Origin of the sequence: Aedoeadaptatus nemausensis, assembly GCF_903819165.1 — a bacterium.
Classification (GTDB): Bacteria; Bacillota; Clostridia; order Tissierellales; family Peptoniphilaceae; genus Aedoeadaptatus; species Aedoeadaptatus nemausensis.
The window spans coordinates 1-911 of sequence record NZ_CAIJCS010000027.1; the positions used below are offsets into that span (position 1 = coordinate 1).

Consider the following 911-nt stretch of genomic DNA (forward strand, 5'->3'; position numbering starts at 1 on the left):
TGCGCATAAACTCCATGTTGGAATTAAGGTTACTGAAGAACTTCTATATGATTCAGCCTTTAATTTAGAAAAATACATCACTGAAGAATTTACTAGAGCGTTAGCAAATGCTGAAGAAGATGCCTTCTTAAATGGTGATGGAGTAAATAAGCCTACGGGAATTTTTGACTCTAAAAAGGGTGGAGAACTTGGAGTAACAACAAAGGCTCAAACAATTACTGCAGATGAACTTATTGATTTAGTTTACTCTCTAGATAGACCATATAGGAAGAAAGCGGCCTTCATTTTAAATGATGCAACAGTTGCTCAAATTAGAAAGCTTAAGGATGTTAATGGTGCATATATTTGGCAACCATCACTTAAAGATGGAGAACCAGATAGACTTTTAGGATATCCTGCCTACACATCTGCCTTTGCTCCAAAAGCTGAAAAAGGAAAATTGGCAGTAGCCTTTGGTGATTTTTCATACTACAAGATTGGAGATAGGGGAAATAGGTCATTCCAAGACTTAAAAGAACTATTTGCTGGTAATGGCATGGTTGGTTTCTTAGGTAAAGAAAGAGTTGATGGAATCTTAGTTTTAAGAGAAGCAGTTAAACTTTTAAAAATTGGTGCTACTGCCTAAGGAGTAGATTATGATTACTCTTGAGGAGGCAAAATCATATTTAAGGGTGGATTTTGATGATGAGGATGAGATGATTGAATCTCTCATCCAATCATCAATCAAACATTCTATGGATGTAGCCAGGGTTGATAGTGAAGAAGAACTTTCTAAAAATCCAAATGGAAAGATAGCTGTCCTCTATATGACCGCTTATCTTTATGAACACAGAGAAGAGGCAGATTATTCTGAACTAAACTTAACTCTAAGGGCTTTATTGTTTGGAATGAGAAAGGCTGAGTTCTAATGA

At 35.9% G+C, this 911-nt stretch carries 2 protein-coding genes; both read left to right on the plus strand.

The window, feature by feature from the left end:
- On the plus strand, positions 1-625 hold a 625-nt coding region (locus PEPTYR26121_RS08000), incomplete at its 5' end, for a phage major capsid protein (protein WP_180500844.1).
- Positions 626-635: 10 nt separating this feature from the next.
- Complete coding sequence (locus PEPTYR26121_RS08005; RefSeq protein WP_002834875.1) at positions 636-908, plus strand: head-tail connector protein; 273 nt, start codon at positions 636-638, stop codon at positions 906-908.
- Positions 909-911: the final 3 nt, after the last annotated feature.

Bases quoted from the DNA above. Each gene is read 5' to 3' on its own strand.
- PEPTYR26121_RS08005 (WP_002834875.1), top strand. From the start codon at position 636: ATGATTACTCTTGAGGAGGCAAAATCATATTTAAGGGTGGATTTTGAT.